The sequence below is a fragment of the Arthrobacter sp. ZGTC131 genome (genome assembly GCF_002929275.1).
Lineage (GTDB): Bacteria > Actinomycetota > Actinomycetes > Actinomycetales > Micrococcaceae > Arthrobacter.
In genome coordinates, this window is sequence record NZ_PJIK01000011.1 from 36,961 (window position 1) to 59,098 (window position 22,138).

General features: G+C 64.4%; 17 protein-coding genes, 1 tRNA gene and 3 pseudogenes. 9 read left to right on the forward strand and 12 right to left on the reverse strand.

Annotated elements, in window-relative coordinates:
• Nucleotides 1–10: 10 nt before the first annotated feature.
• Both CXQ90_RS14375 and CXQ90_RS14380 read right to left on the reverse strand, forming a co-directional pair.
• Nucleotides 11–1,006, reverse strand: coding sequence for an NADP-dependent oxidoreductase (locus tag CXQ90_RS14375; RefSeq protein ID WP_104140070.1), 996 nt, complete (start codon nt 1,004–1,006; stop codon nt 11–13).
• Between the two features lie 46 nt (nt 1,007–1,052).
• Complete coding sequence (locus tag CXQ90_RS14380; protein WP_219816690.1) at nt 1,053–1,901, reverse strand: alpha/beta fold hydrolase; 849 nt, start codon at nt 1,899–1,901, stop codon at nt 1,053–1,055.
• Nucleotides 1,902–1,989: 88 nt separating this feature from the next.
• Here CXQ90_RS14380 and CXQ90_RS14385 point away from each other — a divergent pair, with 88 nt between their 5' ends.
• The 3 genes and pseudogenes from CXQ90_RS14385 to CXQ90_RS14395 all read left to right on the forward strand — a co-directional run.
• Nucleotides 1,990–2,625 carry a TetR/AcrR family transcriptional regulator gene (locus tag CXQ90_RS14385; protein WP_104140072.1) on the forward strand — a complete coding sequence of 212 codons (636 nt, stop codon included), beginning with the start codon at nt 1,990–1,992 and terminating at the stop codon, nt 2,623–2,625.
• Between the two features lie 43 nt (nt 2,626–2,668).
• Nucleotides 2,669–2,923, forward strand: a pseudogene (locus CXQ90_RS14390) (citrate/2-methylcitrate synthase); the annotation flags it as partial.
• Nucleotides 2,924–3,047: 124 nt separating this feature from the next.
• Nucleotides 3,048–3,215, forward strand: a pseudogene (locus CXQ90_RS14395) (carboxymuconolactone decarboxylase family protein); the annotation flags it as partial.
• A 449-nt stretch (nt 3,216–3,664) separates the two neighbouring features.
• On the opposite strand, the gene CXQ90_RS14405 reads toward CXQ90_RS14395, so the two are convergent.
• The 3 genes from CXQ90_RS14405 to CXQ90_RS14415 form a co-directional block, all read right to left on the reverse strand.
• Complete coding sequence (locus tag CXQ90_RS14405; RefSeq protein WP_258064541.1) at nt 3,665–4,192, reverse strand: plasmid pRiA4b ORF-3 family protein; 528 nt, start codon at nt 4,190–4,192, stop codon at nt 3,665–3,667.
• 456 nt (nt 4,193–4,648) lie between these two features.
• A complete protein-coding gene (locus CXQ90_RS14410; protein WP_104140075.1) occupies nt 4,649–5,116 on the reverse strand; it encodes a helix-turn-helix domain-containing protein in 468 nt (155 codons plus the stop codon).
• A gap of 74 nt (nt 5,117–5,190) precedes the next feature.
• Nucleotides 5,191–5,583 (reverse strand): tautomerase family protein, encoded by a 393-nt coding sequence (locus CXQ90_RS14415; protein WP_104140076.1) that lies wholly within the window; start codon nt 5,581–5,583, stop codon nt 5,191–5,193.
• Nucleotides 5,584–5,897: 314 nt separating this feature from the next.
• Here CXQ90_RS14415 and CXQ90_RS14420 point away from each other — a divergent pair, with 314 nt between their 5' ends.
• Nucleotides 5,898–6,419, forward strand: coding sequence for a PaaI family thioesterase (locus CXQ90_RS14420; RefSeq protein WP_104140077.1), 522 nt, complete (start codon nt 5,898–5,900; stop codon nt 6,417–6,419).
• Nucleotides 6,420–6,475: 56 nt separating this feature from the next.
• A complete protein-coding gene (locus tag CXQ90_RS14425) occupies nt 6,476–7,684 on the forward strand; it encodes an MFS transporter (RefSeq protein ID WP_258064542.1) in 1,209 nt (402 codons plus the stop codon).
• A 148-nt stretch (nt 7,685–7,832) separates the two neighbouring features.
• Here CXQ90_RS14425 and CXQ90_RS14430 read toward each other — a convergent pair whose 3' ends face one another.
• The 3 genes and pseudogenes from CXQ90_RS14430 to CXQ90_RS23225 all read right to left on the reverse strand — a co-directional run.
• Nucleotides 7,833–9,017 (reverse strand): hypothetical protein, encoded by a 1,185-nt coding sequence (locus tag CXQ90_RS14430; protein ID WP_104140078.1) that lies wholly within the window; start codon nt 9,015–9,017, stop codon nt 7,833–7,835.
• A 475-nt stretch (nt 9,018–9,492) separates the two neighbouring features.
• The gene (locus CXQ90_RS14435) at nt 9,493–9,993 is read right to left on the reverse strand and encodes a hypothetical protein (RefSeq protein ID WP_258064543.1); all 501 of its coding nucleotides are present in this window, start codon (nt 9,991–9,993) and stop codon (nt 9,493–9,495) included.
• Nucleotides 9,994–10,177: 184 nt separating this feature from the next.
• A pseudogene (locus CXQ90_RS23225) lies at nt 10,178–10,597 on the reverse strand (MFS transporter); the annotation flags it as partial.
• A 279-nt stretch (nt 10,598–10,876) separates the two neighbouring features.
• On the opposite strand from CXQ90_RS23225, the gene CXQ90_RS22430 reads away from it, so the two are divergent.
• From CXQ90_RS22430 to CXQ90_RS23000, 3 genes are all read left to right on the forward strand, one after another.
• Nucleotides 10,877–11,095 carry a hypothetical protein gene (locus CXQ90_RS22430; protein WP_181038578.1) on the forward strand — a complete coding sequence of 73 codons (219 nt, stop codon included), beginning with the start codon at nt 10,877–10,879 and terminating at the stop codon, nt 11,093–11,095.
• Between the two features lie 504 nt (nt 11,096–11,599).
• Complete coding sequence (locus tag CXQ90_RS22995) at nt 11,600–12,124, forward strand: DUF4192 family protein (RefSeq protein ID WP_104140081.1); 525 nt, start codon at nt 11,600–11,602, stop codon at nt 12,122–12,124.
• A 246-nt stretch (nt 12,125–12,370) separates the two neighbouring features.
• Nucleotides 12,371–12,631: a DUF4192 family protein gene (locus CXQ90_RS23000; protein WP_258064544.1), complete on the forward strand. Its 261-nt coding sequence runs from the start codon at nt 12,371–12,373 to the stop codon at nt 12,629–12,631.
• Between the two features lie 757 nt (nt 12,632–13,388).
• On the opposite strand, the gene CXQ90_RS14455 is transcribed toward CXQ90_RS23000, so the two are convergent.
• Nucleotides 13,389–13,470 (reverse strand) — tRNA-Leu (locus CXQ90_RS14455).
• Nucleotides 13,471–13,676: 206 nt separating this feature from the next.
• Here CXQ90_RS14455 and CXQ90_RS14460 point away from each other — a divergent pair.
• Nucleotides 13,677–14,282 (forward strand): ANTAR domain-containing response regulator, encoded by a 606-nt coding sequence (locus CXQ90_RS14460; protein ID WP_104140083.1) that lies wholly within the window; start codon nt 13,677–13,679, stop codon nt 14,280–14,282.
• A gap of 149 nt (nt 14,283–14,431) precedes the next feature.
• Here the strand turns inward: CXQ90_RS14460 and pyk are convergent, their stop codons facing one another.
• From pyk to gltB, 3 genes are all read right to left on the reverse strand, one after another.
• The gene (pyk, locus tag CXQ90_RS14465) at nt 14,432–15,940 is read right to left on the reverse strand and encodes a pyruvate kinase (protein ID WP_104140084.1); all 1,509 of its coding nucleotides are present in this window, start codon (nt 15,938–15,940) and stop codon (nt 14,432–14,434) included.
• 68 nt (nt 15,941–16,008) lie between these two features.
• Nucleotides 16,009–17,466 (reverse strand): glutamate synthase subunit beta, encoded by a 1,458-nt coding sequence (locus tag CXQ90_RS14470; RefSeq protein WP_104140085.1) that lies wholly within the window; start codon nt 17,464–17,466, stop codon nt 16,009–16,011.
• On the reverse strand, nt 17,459–22,075 hold the full coding sequence (gene gltB / locus CXQ90_RS14475) for a glutamate synthase large subunit (protein ID WP_104140086.1): 4,617 nt from the start codon (nt 22,073–22,075) through the stop codon (nt 17,459–17,461). Before gltB ends, CXQ90_RS14470 begins: the two co-directional genes overlap by 8 nt.
• Between the last annotated feature and the right edge of the window lie 63 nt (nt 22,076–22,138).

Genomic DNA, 22,138 nt, shown 5'->3' on the forward strand with positions numbered 1-22,138 from the left:
TGTGTTGTGTTCAGGGGTTGCTGATGACGGCCTTGCCGCGGATGCCGCCCTTTTCCACGCCCTGAAGAGCCTGAACAGTCTGGTCAAAGGGGAAAACCCGTCCGACGACAGGGCGGAGGGCGCCGTCGTCGATGAGGGCGGTGATCTGGCGCAGCTGGTCACCGCTCGCGCGCATGAACAGGAACTCGTAGCTGACGCCCAGCTTCCTGGCCTGGCGGCGGATGCCTGCGCTCAGGGCAGTGACGATCAGGCGCACTACTGGATTCATGCCCGCCTCGCGGGCAAATGCCGGGTCAGGAGGCCCGACGATCCCGATGGCCTTGCCGCCGGGCTTGAGGATGCGCAGGGACTTCTTGAGGTTCTCTCCGCCAAGGCTGTCCAGCACCAGGTCGTAGCCGCCCAGGAGCTGTTCGAAGTCCTGGCTGCGGTAGTCGATGGCGATGTCGGCGCCGAGTTCCCGCACGAACTCCAGGTTCCCGGCACTTGCGGTGGTCGCGACGGTCGCGCCGAGGTGCTTGGCGAGCTGGATCGCGATTGATCCGACTCCCCCTGCACCGGCGTGGATGAGGACCTTCTGCCCCGGCTGGACATTGCCGCGCTCAACGAGCGCCTGCCACGCGGTCAAGGCGACCAAGGGCAGGGAGCCGGCCTCCTCCATGCTGATCGATGCCGGCTTGAGCGCCAGATCTGCCTCGTCGACGGCGATCCGCTCGGCGAACGTGCCGATCCTGCCCTGGTGGGGGCGGGCGTAAACCTCATCCCCCGGCTTGAACGCGCGCACCTTCGATCCGACACGGATGACGGTCCCGGCCACATCGTTGCCGGGGATCAAAGGAAGCTTGTAAGGCAGGATCTGTTTGAACTCGCCGGCGCGGATTTTTTCGTCGAGCACGTTCAGCCCTGCGGCCTGCACCCGCACGAGCACATCCCGCTCCCCCACTGTCGGCTCGGCGACCTCCGATTCCTGCAGCGGACCCTTGTATTCATTGATGACGAACGCTCTCATGTTTCTTGCTCCTTCTAGGCGTGTGGTGAAGTTGGTTGGATTGCCGTTAGCGGCGGAGGAAATCCCGAGCAGCGTCGACGAACGCGCGCTGGTTTTGGAAGGCGACGCCATGCCCGGAATCCGGGAACACCAGGACCGAAGCGTTCGGTAGCTGCCGGGTGAGTTCGGTCGCGTTTGCAGGCGGCACCATATGGTCGCTGTCTCCGTGAACGATGAGCACCGGGCCTGTGAACTGCGAAAGATCAGCGGGCTGCTGCAGCCCCCACCGGTGCACCGCGGCCAACTGCGCCCGATAGACCCTCGGTGTGACCGGCTTATCGCGTGCGGCGGTGCGCTCCTTCAGCCGCGCCAGATACTCGCCCGCGGCCTTCTTCCCCGCGGAGGTGCGGGTGAAAAACAGCAGTGCCTTCGGATCCCTGAACGTCAGGACCGCCCGCAAGGAAGTCGAGATGGTGAAACGGGTCATCTCGGTAAGCCCAGGTCCTCCGGCGGGGCCGGACCCGGCGAGGATAAGCCGATCAATCAGTTCCGGCACCCGGGAGGCAATCGCCTGAGCGACCATGCCACCCATCGACAGGCCGAACACGTCGACCCGGTCGTACCCAAGAGCATGGATCACCGCCACCATATCCTCGGCCATATCCTCGATCGACTCACGGATGCGACCCGTCGAGTCGCCGACACCGCGGTAACCCACAGCGATCACGCGACGGTCCTCAGCCAGGCCATCCACGATCCGAGGATCCCAGCTGTCCAGATTCGCCCCGAGATGGGTCAGAACAACCAACGGGACACCGGCGTGGGGGCCAAACTCGCGATACGCGAACTCTGCGCCCGACGCCTGGATTCTCAGCGTCGGTGAATTCCGGCCCCGAGTCCTGAGTTGCTCTGACATATTCATCTCCGCTGTTGGGTCTTTCTCGGCATACCCGAGTAGACTCAATTATGAGCATACTCAATTATCCTGTCAAGGGAGAGCCATCATGAGAGGTCCAGGAGCGCCGATAGGGCGCCGGGAGCGGTCGAAACAGGACAAGCGGGAGCGGATCAGGGATGCCGCGCGGGAATTGTTTGCCCTGCATGGCGTGGGTGGTGTGACAACCCAGCAGATCGCCGACCATGCTGATGTCGCGATCGGAACCCTGTACCTGTATGCGGCAACGAAAGCGGAGTTGTTGATCATGGTGCAGAACCAGAAGTTCGCGACGGCGATCGATGACGGCCTTGCCGCGGCATCCACAGCTACAGGCACGATCGATGAGGTGCTGGCAGTGATACGCCCCGTCGTGAGCTGCCTGCGCGAGCACGTCGAGAACGGCCGCACCTATCTGCACGAACTCATTTTCGGTGACCCCACCGAACCCTATCGGCGCGAAGGACTCACTCTAGCGGCCCGCCTGGAGGGAGGTCTCGCGACTCTGCTCGCGCGTGACCAGCGGATTAACCCCCAGGATGCAGGCACGCTGGCGCGGGTGATCACTGCCATCCTCCACCTCAGCACCACCGCAACCGTCTACATGGACCGCAGCGTCGAGGAGATTCTCGCCGACCTTGGCGAACAAACTCAGTCCATCCTGGCCCAGCGCCATCGTGGGGATGAGGTCAGGCGGCTCGGGTGATGCGTAGAGGACCACCTGGTCTGGGTGGATCCTGGGGGATGCGATGCGGACCTTTGCCAGGACGCTGCCGGGGAAGTTGGCGCCTGGACAGATCGCGTCATCTTGCGCGCTCAAGGGTCCCCTTCACGCGGGCGCCAACGAAGCCGTCATGCACACCTTTGACGAGATCGGCGTCCGTCCGGAGGAATCGCTAGAGGAGGCAGCAGCCCAGGCCAAGGCCTGGATGGAACATGCGCTGGCTAACAAGAAGAAGGTGATGGACTTCGGGCACCGCGTGTACAAGCACGGCGATTCCCGAGCACGGACACCACCGTCAGTTACCGCGACCGCTACAACTGGGATGGCACCATGTCCACGGATACTGGGCCGGCAAACATCACCGACAACATCTTGGACGCCTCTGAACTGGCGGGCATGTCCGAGGAGCTTTGAACAACGGCGTGACAGAAGAGCAGATCCAGGAGGTCCTGCTACAGACTTTCGTCTATTGCGGGGCGCCAGCGGCATTGGAAGCTTTCCGGATCGCCGAGCAAACTATTTCGGCCTACAAGGAACTGGACGTCCCCTCGGCAAATGAATACGCCCCCTAGCGAATTCAGGTTTCAACCCTTGCTCCCCTGCCCGCTCCTTTCAACCCCTCGTTATTTGGGCGACTGTGTGCATCAAGCCCTCGACCAGGCCCGCGACGGCGGAGTGATCGTGGTGCACACCCTGACCGGCTGGGCCGGGCCGTCCGCGACAGCTAAACCTCATCCACGACCTTGCAGACCGCGGTGTCAGAGTCCGGAACCTGGCTGACCCGGTCCGGGTTGATTCCGCTAATCCGGAGGATCCCATTTCGCAGTTGGCAGTGGTGATGCTCGCGCTCTTCGCTTTGAAGGTGCCGTGAGGCAATGAGTAAATTCGTTTGCTCGCGGTAGATTGAAGGACATGGTTGACTACCGGGGTTATCCGAAGTGCGGGAGTGCGACGCTGCGCATCGAGGATAAGAATGGCCGCTGCGGTGTGGGCAAATGTGGGTACAAAAGTTGCGACTTCTTCAATGAAGGTGGTCGGCCAAGGCAGCCATGATCTCCTCGTAGCCGGGAAAACCTCCGGAGTCTTCCAGTGGGCCGCGCCTAACGCCGTCGATCAGTCGGGTCGGCAGGCTGTCTTTCTCCTCGGGCCGGCGGGAAACCAGCTCGAGCCGGTGAAGCCAGCTGTCACCAAAGTCGTATTCGTAGAACGCTCCGCCCGACCCCAGCGCCAGCAGCTGATCCAGGGAACAGTCCTCCTCGGGCCTGTCGCCCGGTTCTTCGCACCACTGCCTTGGAAGCCACTGCGGGACTTCCAAGAATTCGCCGTCGACCGGCAGTAGCGGAGCGAACGGGTCGCACGTTACAAACCGGTGCAGGTGCGCGTCTTTCCAGCCAAATGCTGCCTGCAGGACCTGATGTACTTGGCTCAAAGCCAGGGAGCCCCGGCCCTCGAACCGACGCCAAATGGCAGGCTCGCTGTCGACAAGCTCCACGCGAAGCTCCAGGACCGAGTCCTGTGTAGCACATATCCCGGCCTCGAATTTGTTCATGGCACCCATTTTTACAGGCCTCACGGCCCTACAAATAAGAGGGGTGACCTCTCCCCCGCTGCGGCCCATAGCCTGACGAAGGTTCATTATCGGCGTTTGAAAATGAGTGGGGGAGTGCCCGAGAAAGGGGGCTGTCTCCCACCGACCAGGCACCAGGCCAGGAACACGGACATGGAGCCAAAGTGGCTTGCCGCCCTGATTCAAGGTGATGATCGTGCGGGCGAAATAGACCGTGTTCCAGAGGACGATGTGTGGGTGAAATGATTAGCGGTGCTGTTCGAAGCTGCGGTCGTGGTTCTCTCCAAGGCGGTTGAAGAACACCGCCCGGGCCAGGGTATTCCGGGCCTAGTCCTTGTTCCAGACTCAGACTCCGCCCCGAGAGAAAGCTGTCGACCCGGCTACGAGGATCGGCTCACTTGGCGCTCCCGCATTGGCCGGTGCCCATAATAGGTTGCGTCAGGGGGTGGTGACGCGAACGAACTCCACATCCTCGTGGGCAACGAGCGTTCCACCTGCACTGACCAAGCTTGCTCGCACACGCTCTTTGCCGTCACGAGTCACTGGAAGTACGCTCAAACCTTGGTCTCGCGGGAGGTATTCCTCGCCCCATTGCTGCATTGCTATCAGCACGACCTTCAGTTCACTACCTGCTGCGGTCAGTCCGTAGCCATCGCGCGTGCGCTGCCCTGGTTCCTGGTAGGGAATCCTCTCTAGGATTCCATGCTCCACCAGCGCGTCAAGTCGCGCGCTGAGCACGTCAGTTGCCATGCCCAAGGAATCCCGGAATTGCGCGAAAGTGCGCTTGCCAAGGTGTGCCTCGCGAAGCAGGAGAAAGCTCCATGAATCGCTGAGAACCCCCAGACTGCGTGCTATGGCACATTGGCCCGTCACTGCATCCGTCAAGGCTTGCGACATTCTGGGCATGTTCAAATCCTAACTCTGGCTCTCTACGACTAATCCAAGGGCATTCGGCCACAGCAGGCGCATGGGGCACCGACTCAGCTGCCCGGCGCGAGCTGCAGCTCTCCCCTGCCGAAGGAGAAATTCTCCTTCGGCACTGGAATCAGTGCGATGAATACGTCGTCAGCACAGATACCCAGCGTGGCGACGGTATTCTCGCAGATTGCCTTCGTCAACATTCTCTTGTCCGTCAAGGGTCGCTCGGCAGTGAAGAGCACGGTGATGATGACTGCATCGCCGCTTCGATTCATCCCCATGTATCCGGGGTCCAAGTACAGCTCGTCCGGGTGGTGCGAGGTGATTGCGACGAACTGATCCTCGGCAGGAATCCCCAGAGCCTCGTTTAGCGCCCGCGGCAGCGCCCCTGCCAGCGCACGCTTCTGGACTGAGGAGAATCGATCCTCGGGGATATGAACCTGAAATACCGGCACTGTCAAAAGCTCCTCATGTTGCCTAAATTCACGCGTTACAGCCGGATCTGGGTTGCTATAACAAAGCTAGCATCAATAGGATCATATCAACTGCCCGCGTAACCTGACTTTCCTTCCGTTAAGGAGGTGATGGGTGCGCTAACAACATCGGGGCACCGGCAACATCACCAACCCCGCCGGCACTTACCAGTTCGACCAGTGGGATAAGCCGGTCGGTGAAATCCATCGGCACGGACCAATACGACCTGGCGCCGATTTGCTTATCCCCGTCGCCTGAGAATCCCGTCTCTTATCGATCACCCGGAGGAACGCTAATGACATCACCGCCCGACCCTTTGACGAACCGTTCGCGCACCATCCGCTACCACAGCCCCGAAGAGGACAAGACGAAGCTGTTCGATCGGACCGGGCTCGAGAAGTTGCGCGCACTGGCCGACGGTCGGACCCCACCGCCCCCTATCAGCAGCCATATCGGGCTGGAATTCGTTTCCGTCGCCGAGGGCGATGTGGTGATGACGGCACAGCCTGACGAGTCGCATTACAATCCGGTCGGTTCGGTCCACGGCGGATTTTTTGCGACGGTTCTTGACTCGGTGTGCGGGTGTGCCGTGCACAGCACCCTGCCTGCAGGAGTCGGGTACACGAGCCTGGAAATCAAGGTGTCGTTCCTGCGGCCGATCACCGCCGGAACCGGCGCCGTCACCGCGCACGGTTGGGTCACCCGCCGCGGTAAGACCGCCGCCTTCGCGGAGGCCGACATCCGGGACAGTGACGGCAGGGTGTTGGCCACCGCGTCGAGCACCTGCCTGATCATCCACCCGGGTCTCGCCAGATGACCCGCCTAGGCGCGGCTCTGCCGGATTCTACGTCCCCTGCCCCCAGCCGAAACCGAATGGGCAGGCGTGGGGCGTTTTGGGCGTCGGCATCCGTGCTCGCGATGGTGCTCTGGTCCTCCGGAGCCCCGAGTACGCTGTACCCGATCTACGCGGCACAGTGGGACCTGAGCCCGCTCATCGTCACCACAGTATTCGCGACCTACCCGCTCGCACTACTCGTCGTTCTTCCGATCTTTGGGAACCTCTCGGACCAGTTCGGCAGGCGATGGGTCATGATTGCCGGCGTCGTGCTTATCGCCGCCTCTGCCGTGATCTTTGCCCTCGCCCCCAACGTGGCATTCCTGTTCGCCGGGCGCGTGCTGCAAGGCGCCGGCGCAGGATTGGCAATGGGAGCCGGGACTGCGGCACTCATCGAGAACAACACCACCGGCAGCCCCCGTTTCGCCAGCTCCATGGCGACCCTGGCCACCGCGACCGGACTCACCCTGGCCCTCATAGTCAGTGGCGCGCTCGCGCAGTTTTTCCCGATGCCACTGTTCTGGAACTACATCGTCCTGCTCATCCTGTCGTTAGCATCAATCGCGGCGCTGTTGTGCGCTCCCGACGACAGGCCGCGCCATGCCCAACGTTGGCGACCGCAGGCACCTAGCGTGCCCCGGGTAATTCGACTTCGTTTCTTCATCGCCACGTTGTCCGTAGCCCTGGCCTATTGCGTGGGTGCGATTTTCCTCTCCCTCGGTGCGCACATGATCACCGAGTTCACCCACACCGGGAACACCGCGATCGTCGGTGTCCTCCTGGGGTGCTCTGCGGCGACTATCGGCATCACCGCACTTTTCCTGTCCCGTGTCCCGGCATACGCTTCGGCCTGGGTGGGTGCATCCCTGACGGTCCTGAGCCTCGGACTCATGGCCGCCGCCAGCGCTTTCGGGTCGATTTCGCTCTTCCTCGGCTGGTGTGTCGTCGGCGGGATCGCCTACTCCTTCGCTCTCACCGGCGGTCTCGGTCTCATTAACCAAGCCGCTCCCGAACGTCACCGCGGGGCGACACTGTCTCTGCTCTATTTGATCGCCTACGCTTTCCAGGCAGGCACCGCCATCGGTGTTGGCGCACTCGCGACCAGCAACAGCCTGAGCGCCGCCGTCGGCATCGCCGCACTATCACTGGCAGGCCTGATCACCTCCCTATTCGTTCTCATGATTGTCGATATCAGGATGCGAGGATCGGCCCGCGACTCATTACCCGTCTCTCCCAAACGCACTTGACCCATCCCGGCCGATGCTTCCAGGGTCGGTTCCCGGGAAGCACTCCGTCGCCACTGCACTCCGCGGCTGGTGATACCTTGTGCCAACTCGGCGCGGTACGCTCCAGCGGCGACACCCGCTCGGCCCCTTCGCTGGCTGTCCGCAATTTCTAGCGCGCGGGACCGTCCTGCGCCTTGTCCCGGCCGGCTCCGGCCCCGGCGGTGGGTTTGCAGGCTTTCGGGGCATTCTTGGGCACTTGGACCGCCTCGCTCGGGTATTTGGCCTGTCCGCGGGCCGCTGCCACACGACCCTTGATGTCCTGCTCGCTCGCGGTGCCCTTCAGCGACGTCGCAAACGACTCGTAGTGCTCCCTGGAGCCGTAGTCCGGGCCCGTGGATTGTTCGGAGGTCGCCGCGGTGACGGTCGATGGGTCCTTCAGCACCTTGTCCTCGATGTCGCGGCCCATGGGAGCGAGCCGGGCGAACAGTTCCTTCTCCGCGTTTGTGTACCGGGCTTCGATGCCGGTGTTGCCTCTGTCCGCGAAACCGCCCTCGGCCAGGGCCCTGGACTCGTGCCAGTCACGGGCCGCGGCTACGAACTCCGCATCAGCGAAATGCGAATCCCGGGTGCCCGAATAGTTCTGCCCGATTTCCGCGTGCAGCTGCTCGATGCTCGGACCGGCGATCCCGTCCTTCTTGATCAGGTGCATTCGTTCGGCCATCGCCCGATCCGCTTCCGTGGCGGCGTCGGTACCTTCGGCCTCACGGGAGGCCTGCAGGGCCGCTACCAATTCCGGGTTGGCCAGATCCTCTCGCGGCACCTGGTGGCGTTCGAGTTGGCCCTGCAGCTCGCCGGCCAACCGGTTCAACTCCTCGGCCTGCGCCGCGGCGACCAGGGCCATCGCTTCTGCGTGTTCCTTGGCCATCCGTTGCTGCTGCTCGGCGAACCGGACCACGGCAATACGGTCCTGCAGGTAGGCGCCGTCGCCGCCCGCGTCAGCGGTGTCCATGCCGTAGCGGTTCTTTACCTCTTGGGCGATCCTTTCGGAAGCGGCCAGTGCGTCCGGGCCGTGGTCCTTCCAGGCCGTGGCCATCAGGTGGGCCTGCGCGACCTGGTCCGGCTTCGCGGACGACCACCATTCGTCCTGCGTTGTCGGCACGACGACAGCGCGCATCGTGGCCCGCTCTGCCGCGATGTTGCGCTGTGCTTCCATGGCTGCGCGTTCGCCCTCATGCTCGGCCTTTTTTAGGTACTGCGGGCGGGCGCGGGCCAACTGCTCCGCCAGTTGCGTGGCGGCCGTCAGACCCTGCCGCAGCAGACCCTCGAACACGTCGTCAATGCCTTCTCCGCTCATGGGTTTCCCTTGCTCCTTTTCCGTGGTGCCTGCGGTAGTCGGCTTACCGGCCGTAGTCCTGGTCCGGGCCCTGCTTGCTGGGCTGGTGGGTGCGCGAGGGTTCCGTCGTGGATGGGACGAGGCTGCCCGGGCGTGGTGTAGCCGGGACGGGGAAGCTAAGGCGTGCCAAGCGGAGCGAATCGTGTTCCGGCGCCTGACGGGTGACGGCTCTTCCTTCGCCGGTGAAGCAGGATCCGGCCGCGGCATCTGCGCACCGAACGCATGCAGGTCCGTCGTCAGGACCCCATACAAGTTGCGGGCCTGCCGATTGTGGCTGGACTGGTGGTGCATGTCGTAGATCGCCTGGGCGGTCCGCATTAGCTGGATGAGAAGCGCGGTCTGCGCGGCGGTCTTGCTCGTCGACCTGGAGGCCAGCAACAGCATTGTGGACCCGGCCAACGAGGGCAACGGGGCCGGCGGCTCGTGCTGACGATAGTCACGTAGCTGCGCGGTCTTGGACAATTCCGCCGCTGTCGATGCCAAGGGTCACCGCCACCATCAGTTCTAGCGGGGCGACCCAGAGAGCGAGGAACGCCATGACGGTCGGCGTGAAGTAGCCAAGGTAAGCCAGCGTGTAGTAGCGGCCGGTCAACGTGCCAAGACGCAACGGCAGTGCGATACGCTGCGTTTCCAGCAGGCCTGCTACCAGCATGAGACCGTAGCCGGCCCCCAACAGCCCCGACGCCGTTAAGCCCAACCATGGGTTCTGCGTCACCGCACTGAAAACGCCCAGAATGAGCCCTGCGAGGACTATAGATAGGGCGGTCAGGATTGCACGGACGGAGCGCGCGCTATCCAGCCGCCTGGCCAGCGGCTGGACCAGCACGCCAGCCCCTAGCGTCAGGGCCACTGCCGCCGTGGTGTACAGCAGGCGTTGCCCGCCCAAATCTGTGATGAGGCCAGGGACGACGGCGAAGCCAATGGTTCCGGAATCCAAAGACCCACGGGGCCGCGGGTGCCACCACCGCCCGGAAGCGCCGTTCGTTGCCCGTGCCCGCCCCCGCGTCGGCAGAAGAAACTACCGACCCAGGACCGCAGCCGCTTACCGCGGTCATTGTCTCTGGCAGCCGTACCAAGATCCACATCAAAGGCAGACACAGCACCGCGTGCACCAGGTAGGGCAGCATTTCCGGGGCAGGGGCCCAGTTGGCCATCAGTCCGGCGGCGACCGGCCCCAACCAAAACCCCGCAGTGGCCAGCAGCGAGGCGCGGCGCGCCCCGACCCCGGGCACCGCCTGCGTGTCCCAGGGTGGCTGTGACAGCTCCTTGACCCAACTTGTGCTCGCCGCCATGGCCAGACCGGTCGCGACCCCTGCCACCAGCCGGCCGGCGAAGAGCGGTAGCGGATGGAAGATGCCAAACATCATTACTACACCTGCGAGAGCCGAAAGTCCGACAGCGACGACCGTAATTTTCCGGCGTCCGGTCCGGTCGGAAAATGGCCCTCCGAGCAGCAAGGCTGGGATCAGACCAGCCACGTAGATGCCCAGAATCGAGGTCACGGCCAATTCGCTGAAGCCCTGCTCCTGCCGCTGCCGCATCGAGCATGTCAGGCACTACCCGTCTGACCAGCTCCCAGAAGCACTGATCAACACCCCGCAGGCTGGGGGCTCGTCCACAGGCCGATCCAGCGGCACGCCCAGCCCCCAGTAACCGGGCTCGACTTCGCCGTAACTGATGACGTACCCGTCAACGCGGACGGCGGCCACTGTCTCGGCTTCGCCCTGTTGAGAGGGGCGGGCAGTCAGTAGCGCGTGCCGGCCGACCCACGGTCGATCGGATGGCGACCCCCTTGGCGGAAGGAGACCCAGCAACGGGCATTGGCCGGTTCGATTGCAGAGATCATGATTGCCGCCGCGGAGACCGGCGCGGCCATGCACCACTGCCACGTCAACAGCACCCAGTTGCGACGTCTCCTCGAGTTCTTCCGCCGTCGGTCCGGCCAGCACGGCATTGATTTCAGCCATGACGCACCTTCCCCAGTTGTGCAGGCGCATGTGCTCGCGCCCTGTCAGCTCGACCCCGTTTTTAGCACCTGAGCGAGCCTGAGGGCGGACAGTCCCATATGGCGTCACTCCACCAGGGCAATCGCGAAGCCACCACACGCGTGCTCTCTTGGTCTCGCGACCGAGCTCATGCTGTTCGAGGAGCGCCCGCGGGATCGGAGGAGTCCGGGTTCAGCTCCCGCTCGGGGCACCTACGTTCATGTCAGCAGAGCTCATTGAGTAGCGGCTTCCAAGACGTCATGCCGCCCCGCTCCCCCGCCTCCATGAACCAGTAGAAGCAACTTCGCTGTTTGTCATTCTGATCCCCATCATCGCTGGGCGGGTGCTCCACGCAACCAGGGCGCTACGCGCCGCTCACGATCCAAAGTTTCGTTCGGCGCTCCCCCGTCGCTTATTTCCTCACGAAACTTTGGACCACTCCCGGTTCCCCAAGTTGCACTCCGGACCCTCAAACCCAGCGGTGACTCCGTGTATCAGAACGACGCACACATCTGACAGACACACCCGGTGCCCGCCAGTAGCTGAAGGAGAAGGACCATGGAACCGCTCACCATCAAAACCCCAGCCGACGTCCTCAGTTTCATCGGGCACACCCTCGGCCTCTGGCCACACGAAAGCCTCGTTTGCATCACCCTGGACGCCAACCGCATCGGCGCAACACTCAGAGTCGACCTCCCCAACCGCGACGGCGGCCTCGGGTACGCCCGCACAGTCGCCGACTACCTCGCCCACGACGCCAGCGCCGCCAGCGTGCTCTTCGCCGTGTACACCTCCGAGGCCCAGAAAACCCGGACAGCCCAAACCGCACGCAGCAACCATCGCAGCACTGACCTGTGCGCTGGCCGAACGCGGAATGACCATCCGGGACGGGCTCCTCGTAGGAGACACGACCGTCTCCCCGTACGACGGCGGTCCCCAGGACGGACTGACACTTCCGCTGAAGGCGACCCAGTCCAGCCAGATCAACGCCGAATTCGTGTACCGCGGCAGCACCATCGCACCGACCAACCGCGTCACCCTGCCGGCCTCGACAAAAGAAGGCCGCACCGCGAACGCCGTTGACGACCAGGTGAAATCCATCCACGCGATGAACCCGGGCGAGGCCCTCGAACAAGCCAGGACACTCTGGGACGGCATGCTGGACGCGATCAGTTATCCCAGTGATGATGAAACCATCAGCCTGATTGCGAGCTTCCAGGCCCCCGCCATCCGTGACCAGCTCATGGCCGATATCCCGGGAATCGACGAACCCATGGACCGGGTTCTCCTGGCCCAAACAGACGGCGGGCCCCAGTGGTCGCGGGTCGAATGGGCCCAGCAGCTGCTGCTCCACGCGTACACGCACAGCAGCACCAACACTCGGCCCCCATCCTCACCGCCATCGCCTTCGTCAATTGGTGGGAAGGCCGAGGCAGCAAAGCCCACCAGTTCCTGCAACTCGCACTCGAAGCAGACCCCGCCTACCGCTTGGCCAGGATCAGCGACCTCATGATCGGCTCCGGAATGGTCGCCGGCTGGAACATGGACAGAGACCGGGCCTTCCGGCCCTGGGGCCTAGAAGCCTCGTAGCCCCGCAGGGTCATAGGGATATGGACGACGACGGCGGGACGTTCCGGAGCCAGCTCTCCACCACCGCATCCCAACCGTCCGGGCCGGAACTCCACTCCTGCGTATGCTCCGCGGAAGGGAAAGTGAGCAGCGTTGCCAGCCCGGGCGCCAAAGTCAGGCGGATCAATCACACCAGGGCTGCCCGGAAGAAGATCCGGATCCCACACACCTGCACGCTGCCGGCCGGTCGTACGCCAGCCACTGCTATACCCAAAGGCGTTGCCGCTGAACCCGGAACGCCCTAAGAAACCTACGATCCAGGCCGCAAAGTCATATAGCCTGAACCAGAAACTGCATGAAGTGGTGAATGGACCAACATGCAGGCCGAAAAGCCGCTCGTGGACAAACATGTGGACAATGTCCACCCCCCTTTGGCCGGACAAACCCGCGAGCAGCGCACGCTGCCTGGCTCGCAGAAGCAGCCATCCGCGGGAGATCCACGAAGAAAAATCGGCTTCGTCATGTCGTCACCACAACCCCCAGCCATGAAAGAGTGACGGCCAACACCTGGCCACGGGAAACAGCAAGAAGGAGCGGCACACAGCCCTAGATCCCAGCAGGCGGAGGGCCCACAAGCCAGGACCCTGACCCCGCCACCCACACAACTTCACAGGCGACCGCGGCGCCAGGCACAGGCCGGGAACAGTGTCAGAGGGACCCTACGAGGGACAACGTCCACACATTAAAGCAAAAACCCCTCTGACGAGGGGATATGCCGTGCCCGAGGTGGGACTCGAACCCACACACCTTTCGATACCGCATTTTGAGTGCGGCGCGTCTGCCAATTCCGCCACTCGGGCGCGGAGTACACGGAGTAACAATCGTAGGCTCACAACGTGATTGTGAGCAACGCAGCCACTTCCAGTGCGCGGATTTACTCTACATGCAGATAGGCTAAATTCCAGAATCGCGCCAGTGACGCCGCAACAAGCCATGCAGATCCAAGTACAGCCGCGGGCGCACCTAAGATAGTCATGTTCCCGCCGTACCTTTTCAAGGAGATCCCGTGTCAGAACCGACGGAGTCAAACAGCACGTCCCAGCCGGCGCGCCGCGTCATTGTGGCCGAAGACGAAACCCTCATCCGCCTCGACATCATCGAAATCCTGCGCGGCGAGGGCTATGACGTCATCGGCGAGGCGGACAACGGCGAGAAGGCCGTGCAGCTGGCCGAGGAGCTCAAGCCGGACCTGGTCCTCATGGACGTCAAGATGCCGGTCATGGACGGCATCACCGCCGCCGAGAAGATCGTCAAAGCCCGCATCGCCCCCGTGGTGCTGCTGACCGCCTTCAGCCAGAAGGAACTCGTGGAGCGTGCCCGCGACGCAGGCGCCATGGCGTACGTCGTCAAGCCCTTCACCCCAGCGGACCTGATCCCCGCCCTGGAGATCGCCCTGTCCCGCCACGAGGAGATCAAGGCCCTCGAAAACGAGGTCACGGACCTGCAGGAGCAGTTCGCCACCCGCAAGCTCGTGGAGCGCGCCAAGAGCCTGCTCACCACCAAGATGGGCCTGACGGAGCCGGAAGCCTTCCGCTGGATCCAGAAGACCTCCATGGACCGCCGCCTGAGCATGCGCGAAGTTGCCGAGACCATCATCAACCAGGTCAACTAGCAACCAGAACCAAACAAAAGGAGGATCCCCGCCACGCCGCAGGGATCCTCCTTTTGTCACCGCAAATTTGTTACCGCAAAATTTGTCACCGCAAAAAGCAAAAAGGGAGGGTCCCCGCCGTACGGCGGGGACCCTCCCTTTGGTCTCTGCTACTCCGCCGGAGCAGCAGCCTTCTTCTTCTTCTTTTCCGGCCACGGGCCGAGCTTTTCCTTCTTCTCCCCTGCCTCGCCCAGGCGTGAGGTGTCGGCGAGGTCGCCTACCTTGTGCACCTTCAGCGAGTTGGTGGAACCGGCCTTTCCGGGAGGGGAACCGGCAGCGATGACCACAAGGTCACCGTCTTCCACGAGCCCCATGTCCAGCAGGCTGCGGTCAACCTGCGCGGTCATTTCGTCCGTGTGGCCCACCATGGGCACGAGCACCGGCTGGATGCCCCAGGTCAGTGCCAGCTGGTTCCACACGTGCTCCACCGGGGTGAACGCGAAGACCGGCTTGATCGGGCGGAGGCGGGACAGGCGGCGTGCCGAGTCACCGGACTGCGTGAACGTACAGATGTACTTGGCCTCCAGCTGGTCCGCGATCTCGACGGCGGCACGGGTGATGGCGCCACCGCGGGTCTTGGGCTTGGTGCCCAGCGGGGGTACGCGCTCCAGGCCGTGCTCCTCGGTGGACTCGATGATCCGGGCCATCACCTTGACCGTCTCGATCGGGTACTTGCCCACGCTGGTCTCGCCGGACAGCATGACCGCATCGGCGCCGTCGAGCACGGCGTTGGCGCAGTCGGAGGCCTCCGCGCGGGTGGGGCGCGGGTTGTCTATCATGGATTCGAGGACCTGAGTGGCCACGATGACCGGCTTGGCCCAGCGGCGTGCCAGTTCAATGGCGCGCTTCTGCACGATCGGCACTTCCTCCAGCGGAAGCTCAACGCCGAGGTCGCCACGGGCCACCATGATCGCGTCGAACGCGTCGATGATCTCGTGGAGCTGCTCCACGGCCTGCGGCTTCTCGATCTTGGCGATCACCGGAACGCGGCGGCCTTCTTCGTCCATGATCTCGTGGACACGCTTGATGTCCGACGCGTCGCGGACGAAGGAGAGGGCAACCATGTCCACGCCGCGGCGCATGGCCCAGCGGAGGTCGTCCTCATCCTTCTCGCTCAGGGCAGGCACGTTGACGGCGACACCCGGCAGGTTGATGCCCTTGTTGTTGGACACCATACCGCCCACAGTCACCTGGGTGACAACCTTGACGTCGTCAACCTCGATCGCACGCAGGGCTACCTTGCCGTCGTCGATGAGCAGTGCATCGCCCACATTGACGTCTTCGGTGAGGCTCTTAAGCGTGGTGGAGCAGATCTCCTTGGTGCCGGGCACGTCCTCGGTGGTGATCGTGAAGGTGTCACCGACAGCCAGCTCGTGCGGGCCGTCCACGAAGCGGCCGAGCCGTATCTTCGGGCCCTGCAGGTCGGCCATGATCGCGACAGCCTTGCCGAGATCCGTGGCGGCCTTGCGGACGTTCTCATAGGTGCTGTCGTGCACGGAGTAATCGCCGTGGCTCATGTTCATTCGGGCAACGTCAACACCGGCCTCCAGCACCGCGAGGGTGTTTTCATAGCTGGCAATCGCCGGTCCGAACGTAGCCACAATCTTTGCGCGTCTCATATACCTACCCTATTGGTCTCTTGCATTGGTTAAGTTGTCGCGGAGGTGAATTCCACCCCCTGGCTGCGCTACAGGACGGCGATGGCCCGATCCGTCGGGGCCACCGGAGCAGGAAGAATGGTGCTTCCCATCAGGAACTTGTCCACCGCCGCGGCAGCGGCCCGCCCTTCGGCAATGGCCCACACGATGAGCGACTGGCCGCGTCCGGCGTCACCGGCCACGAACACGCCTTCGGTGTTGGTCATGTAGTAGCCGTCGCGGGCCACGTTGCCGCGCCCGTCGAATTCCGCGCTGACCTGCTCGGCGATTCCGGCCGGTTCGGGTCCGGTGAACCCCAGGGACAGGAACACCAGGTCGGCGGGAATGATCCGCTCGGTGCCGGCCTTCGGGAGGCGCTTGCCGTCAACGAATTCGGTCTCGGCAACCTTGACGCCGGTGAGCTTGCCGTTTTCGCCGACGAACTCGACGGTCGAGGCGAGGTAGGTGCGCTCACCGCCCTCTTCGTGGGCGCTGGCCATTTCAAAGAGCGTGGGGAACGTCGGCCACGGCTGGTGGCCAGCGCGCTCCGCGGGAGGCTGCTTGCCGATGGCCAGGGTGGTCACAGATGCCGCACCGTGGCGGTGGGCGGTGCCGAGGCAGTCGGCGCCGGTGTCGCCGCCGCCGAGGATCACCACGTGCTTGCCCTTGGCGTGGATCTGGTTTTCCACCGTCTCCCCCGCCACCACGCGGTTCGCCGGTACCAGGTAGTCCATCGCGAAGTGCACGCCGTCGAGCTCGCGGCCCGGGATTCGCAGGTCGCGCGGAACGGTGGCGCCGGTGGCGATCACGACGGCGTCGTAGCGCCGGCGCAGCTGCTCCCAGGTCACGTCCGTGCCAACGGCAACGCCGGTGCGGAAGCGGGTGCCCTCAGCCTTCATCTGCTCGAGCCGGCGGTCCACCTGCTCTTTTTCCATCTTGAAATCGGGGATGCCGTAGCGCAGCAGGCCGCCGATCTTGTCGTCGCGCTCGTACACGGCCACGGTGTGGCCCACGCGGGTCAGCTGCTGGGCAACGGCCAGGCCTGCGGGGCCGGAACCCACGACGGCGACTGTCTTGCCGGTCAGGCGCGTGGGGGGCAACGGGTTGACCCAGCCGTTGTCGAAGGCCTCATCAATGATGGAGACTTCGACCTGCTTGATGGTCACCGCGGGCTGGTTGATGCCCAGCACGCAGGACGCCTCGCAGGGTGCCGGGCACAGGCGCCCGGTCCATTCGGGGAAGTTGTTGGTGGCATGCAGCCGCTCAATCGCTTCCTCGCCCTTGTCCCGCCACATGAGGTCGTTCCACTCAGGAATCAGGTTCCCCAGCGGGCAACCCTGATGGCAGAACGGCACGCCGCAGTCCATGCAGCGGCCGGCCTGGCTCTTGAGGACACCCTTTTCCTGGGCCTCGTAGACTTCCTTCCAGTCCATGATGCGGACGGGAACGGGGCGGCGTGGCTGGGTTTCACGCTGACGTACTTTCAGAAATCCGCGTGGATCAGCCACCGGTCACCTCCAGGATTCGAGACCAAACTTCTTCGCCGTCGGGGTCCAGGCCCTCTTCGATGGCGCTCAGACGGGTTTGCAGGACGGCCGCGTAATCGCGCGGCAGCACCTTGGTAATGCGGGCAACGGTGTCATCGAAGTTCTCCAGCAGACGCGCGGCCAGCTGGGATTCGGTTTCCTCGACATGCTTCCCCAGCAGGCCGTGGACGATGTCGCGGTCCTCGGCATCCAGCTCTTGGAGCTGGAGTTCACCGGATTCCAGAGCCTGCTTGTTCACGCGGGTGGTCCGCAGATCCAGCACATACGCCGTACCGCCGGACATGCCCGCACCGAAGTTGCGTCCGGTCCGGCCGATGATGAGCGTCTGGCCGCCGGTCATGTACTCGCAGCCGTGGTCGCCGATGCCTTCGACAACCGCCGTAGCGCCCGAGTTGCGGACCAGGAAGCGTTCGCCCACCTGGCCGCGCAGGAACATCTCGCCGCTGGTGGCACCGTAACCGATCACGTTGCCGGCGATCACGTTGCTCTCGGCCTGGAACACGTTGGTGCGGTCCGGGCGGACGATGATACGGCCGCCGGAGAGGCCCTTGCCCACGTAGTCGTTGGAGTCGCCGTACATGCGCAGGGTGATGCCGGCGGGCAGGAAAGCGCCCAGCGACTGTCCCGCCGTGCCGGTCAGCGTGATGTCGATCGTGTCCGTCGCCAGCACGTCCGTGCTGAACGTCTTGGTCACGACGTGGCCCAGCATGGTGCCCACTGAGCGGTCCGTGTTGATGACGTCGACGGCGATCTTCACCGGGCTGCGGTCGGTCAGCGCCTCGGCGGCCATGGTGATGAGCCGCTGGTCGAAGTGCTTGTCCAGCTCGTGGTTCTGGCCGGTCAGGTTGCGCAGTGGCGCGTCGTCGTCGAACTCCAGCCCGTGCAGGATGGGGTCGAGGTCCAGGCCTTCGGCCTTCCAGTGGTTGATCGCTTCGCGGGTGTCGAGCATTTCCGCGTGGCCGATCGCTTCCTCGATGCTCCGGAAGCCGAGCTCCGCGAGGATTTCGCGGACCTCCTCGGCCAGGAATTCGAAGAAGTTGACCACGAACTCGGGCTTGCCGCTGAAGCGGGCCCGCAGTTCGGGGTTCTGCGTGGCGACGCCGACCGGGCAGGTGTCCAGGTGGCAGACGCGCATCATGATGCAACCCTCCACCACCAGCGGTGCCGTGGCGAAGCCGAATTCCTCGCCGCCGAGCAGCGCGGCGATGACGACGTCGCGGCCGGTCTTGAGCTGGCCGTCCACCTGCACCACGACGCGGTCGCGCAGGCCGTTGAGCATCAGGGTCTGCTGGGTCTCTGCGAGCCCCAGCTCCCACGGGACGCCAGCGTGCTTGAGCGAGTTCAGCGGCGAGGCGCCGGTTCCGCCGTCGTGCCCGGAGACAAGCACGACGTCGGCCTTCGCCTTGGTCACACCGGCGGCAACTGTGCCGATGCCCACCTCGGAGACGAGCTTGACGTGCACCCGGGCCGAGGGATTGGCGCGCTTGGCATCGTAGATGAGCTGCGCGAGGTCCTCGATCGAGTAAATGTCGTGGTGCGGGGGCGGGGAGATCAGTCCGACGCCGGGCGTCGAGTGGCGTGTGCGGGCAACCCAGGGGTAGACCTTTTGGGCCATCAGCTGGCCGCCCTCGCCGGGCTTGGCGCCCTGGGCCATCTTGATCTGGATGTCATCAGCGTTGGTCAGGTACAGGCTGGTGACGCCGAACCGACCGGAGGCGATCTGCTTGACGGCAGAGCGGCGCTCCGGATCCAGCAGGCGGTCCACGTCCTCACCGCCTTCACCGGTGTTGGACTTGCCGCCCAGCCGGTTCATGGCGATGGCGAGCGTCTCGTGGGCTTCCTTGGAGATGGAGCCGTAGCTCATGGCGCCGGTGGAGAACCGCTTGACGATGCTGGAGACCGGCTCCACTTCCTCGAGCGGCACGGCAGGACGCGCGCCGTCCTTGAACTTGAGGAGCCCGCGCAGGGTCATCAGGTTCTCGGACTGGTCGTCAACGCCCTTGGTGTAGGCCTTGAAGATGTCGTAGCGGCGCTCACGCGTGGCGTGCTGCAGCCGGAACACAGTCTCCGGGTTGAAGAGATGCGGCTCGCCGTCGCGGCGCCACTGGTACTCTCCGCCGCCCAGCAGCGGGCGGTGCGGCTGCTCGATGCCGCCCTCGGGGTAGGCCATCTGGTGCCGGGCGGAAACCTCGGCCGCGATGACGTCCAGCCCCACGCCGCCCAGCTGGGAGTGCGTGCCGGCGAAGAATTCATCCACGAGCTCCTGGCCGAGGCCAAGCGCTTCGAAGGTCTGCGCGCCGGTGTACGACGCCACGGTAGAGATGCCCATCTTGGACATGATCTTCAGGACACCCTTGCCGAGGCCCTTGATGAGGTTGTAGACGCCGTCCTGCGGGGTGACGCCCACGACGTCGCCGGCGGCGATGAGCTGCTCCACGGATTCCATGGCCAGGTACGGGTTGACGGCCGAAGCGCCATAGCCCACGAGCACGGCCACGTGGTGCGTCTCGCGGACGTCGCCGGCCTCGACCACGAGTGCGGTCTTGGTGCGGTTGGCGCTGCGCAGCAGGTGGTGGTGCACGGCGCTCACCAGCAGCAGCGAGGGAATGGGCGCCCACTGGGCGTTCGAGTCACGGTCGGACAGCACCACGTACTGCACGCCGCGGTTGATGGCGCCGGAAACCTGCTCGCAGATCTCGGTCAGCCGGGCGCGGAGGGCGTTCTCGCCGCCTTCGGGGCGGTAGAGGCCGCGGACCTTCATGGCCACCCTGTTGCCGTCGGCGTCCTCGATGTTGGCGATCTTCGCCAGCTGGTCGTTGTTGATGACCGGGAACGGCAGGGACACCTGGGGCTGGCGGACCTGCTTGGTGTCAAGGAGGTTCCCGTTGGGGCCGATGGCGCACGTCAGCGACGTGACCAGCTCTTCACGGATGGCATCCAGCGGCGGGTTGGTGACCTGAGCGAAGGACTGCACGAAGTAGTCGAACAGCAGCCGGGGGCGCTTGGACAGGACGGCGACGGGCGTGTCGGAGCCCATAGCGCCGAGCGGCTCGGCACCGGTGCGGGCCATCGGGCCCAGCAGGATCTTGAGCTCTTCGGTGGTGTAGCCGAAGGTCCGCTGGCGGATGTTCACGGACGCGGCCGTGTGAACCACGTGCTCGCGCTCGGGGAGGTCCTTGAGGTCGATCAGGTTGTCCTTCAGCCACTCGGCCCACGGGTTGGCCGCGGCGACCTCGGCCTTGACCTCTTCGTCGTCGATGATCCGGCCGGCCTCGGTGTCCACGAGGAACATCTTGCCGGGCGACACACGGCCCTTCTTGACCACCTTGGAGGGTTCGACGTCGATCACGCCCACCTCGGAGGCGAAGACGACGAGGCCGTCTTCGGTGATCCAGTAGCGGCCCGGGCGCAGGCCGTTGCGGTCCAGCGTGGCTCCGACCAGGTTGCCGTCGGTAAACGACACAGCGGCCGGTCCGTCCCACGGTTCCATGAGCAGGGAGTGATATTCGTAGAACGCACGCCGTGCCGGATCCATGGTGGCGTGGTTTTCCCACGCCTCGGGGATCATCATCATGATCGAGTGCGTGATGGGGCGGCCGGAGAGCCAGAGCAACTCGGCCACTTCGTCGAAGGACGCCGAGTCCGATGCACCGGGGGTGCAGATCGGGAACAGCTCTTCCGGCGATCCGCCCAGCAGCGGGTTGGCGAGCTGGGACTGGCGTGCGCGCATCCAGTTCCGGTTGCCCTTGACCGTGTTGATCTCACCGTTGTGGGCGATGGTGCGGAACGGCTGCGCCAGGGGCCAGGACGGGAACGTGTTGGTGGAGAACCGCGAGTGGACAATGGCCAGCTTGGTCTTGAAGCGCTTGTCGGACAGGTCCGGGTAGAACGGCTCCAGCTGGGCCGTAGTGAGCATGCCCTTGTAGACGATGGTCCGCGAGGACAGTGACGGGAAGTAGACGCCGAACTTGTTCTGCGCGCGCTTGCGGATCCGCCAGGCCCGGGAGTCAAGCTCGTTGCGGTCCAGCTGCTCTCCGGTGGACGAGGCAAAGAACGGCTGCGAGAAGTACGGCATGCAGGCCCGGGCCATGGCGCCCACGAGGTCGGCCACGATGGGGACCTCGCGCCAGCCGAGGACGGTGAGGCCCTCGTCGGCGGCCAGGCCTTCGATCCCTGCCTTCGCGGCGTCGGCTTCACGCTGCTCGGCGGGGAGGAAGGCGGTGCCCACAACGTACTGCCCGGGTGCCGGGAGTTCGAATTCGGTCACGGCGCGGAAGAACTCGTCCGGCACCTGCATCAGCAGGCCGGCGCCGTCGCCCGTTCCCTCGTCGGCGCCCACAGCACCGCGGTGCTCAAGGTTGCGCAGGGCGGTGAGGGCGGCGTCGACAATGTCGTAGCCGGGCTCGCCGCGCAGGGTGGCGATGATCGCAAGACCGCAGGCGTCCTTCTCCTGCTCCGGGTTGTAGAGCCCGGCTGCCTCGGGGAGCGCCGCAAACCGCTTAAACGGTGACATGGCGGCGTCCGGCTGGTTCGCTTCGGACCAGCTGGGGCTGTGAAGAGTTTGGGTCATGGGAGACGTCCTTCCTCCTGATCGTGCGTATGGAAGGGACAACGTTGGCCCCACTCAGAGCGC